The following is a 1217-nucleotide window of genomic DNA, read 5'->3' as shown; positions in this document are numbered from 1 at the left end:
ACACCTGCAGGTGTTTTTGAACTCACCAAAAGAAATCACACAGTTTACATTCAATCTACAGCAGGAGAAGGTAGTGGTTTTTTTGACCAACATTATATAGAGGTTGGTGCCACAATTTTACCAACCATAGAAGATGTTTACAAACAAAGCGAAATGATTGTAAAGGTAAAAGAACCTATTGCATCAGAATATCCCTTAATACAAGAAAACCAAATTGTTTTTACCTATTTTCATTTTGCATCTAGCGAAGCTTTAACAAAAGCAATGCTTAAAAGCAAGGCAATTTGTATTGCTTACGAAACTGTAGAAGATACAGAAGGTACATTGCCTTTATTAACACCAATGTCTGAGGTGGCTGGTAGAATGGCAGTGCAACAAGGTGCAAAATACTTAGAAAAACCAATAAAGGGACGTGGTATTTTATTAGGTGGTGTGCCAGGTGTTGCCCCAGGAAAAGTTTTAATTTTAGGTGCTGGTGTGGTTGGTGTACAAGCTGCAAAAATGGCTGCTGGTTTGGGCGCACATGTAACCATTATGGATATTAATATGAAACGTTTGCGTTATGTGAATGATGTTCTACCAAATCATGTAATTACTGCATTTTCTAACGAATATACCATTAGACAACACATAAAAACACATGATTTAATTATTGGTGGTGTTTTGGTAAAAGGCGGAAAAGCACCAAAATTAATTACCAGAGATATGTTAAAAGAAATGAGACCTGGTACAGTTGTAGTAGATGTTGCTGTAGACCAAGGTGGATGTTTCGAAACTACAAAAGCCACCACGCATCAAGATCCTACCTATATTATAGATGATGTTGTGCATTATTGTGTTGCAAATATGCCTGGAGCTGTACCCTATACATCAACAATTGCATTAACAAACGTTACGTTAAATTATATTTTACGACTTGCTAATTTAGGTTGGGAAAAAGCGTGTGATTTAGACGAGTCTTTAAATAAAGGATTAAATATTGTAAAAGGAAAAGTAGTTTACAAAGAGATAAATGAAGCATTTGATCTTTAAAATGGATACAGCTAAACAATTTGTAAATTGATAGCTGTAATTATTAAAAAGTTACTATATTTGCACCCATAAAATAAACAATAAATATTTAATTATGAATCATTACGAAACTGTTTTCATTTTGAATCCCGTTTTATCTGATACTCAGATAAAGGAAACAGTACAAAAGTTTGAGGACTATTTGG

General features: G+C 33.9%; 1 protein-coding gene and 1 pseudogene. Both read left to right on the top strand.

What is annotated here, in order from left to right; genetic code table 11:
- A partial coding sequence (gene ald, locus ACTG3S_RS14510; RefSeq protein WP_439130043.1) for an alanine dehydrogenase occupies positions 1-1032 on the top strand: 1032 nt, incomplete at its 5' end.
- A 94-nt stretch (positions 1033-1126) separates the two neighbouring features.
- Positions 1127-1217: pseudogene (locus tag ACTG3S_RS14505) on the top strand (30S ribosomal protein S6); the annotation flags it as partial.

Origin of the sequence: Polaribacter sp. (assembly GCF_965656025.1) — a bacterium.
Taxonomy (GTDB): domain Bacteria; phylum Bacteroidota; class Bacteroidia; order Flavobacteriales; family Flavobacteriaceae; genus Polaribacter.
This window is presented reverse-complemented; position numbering and strand designations above follow the sequence as displayed.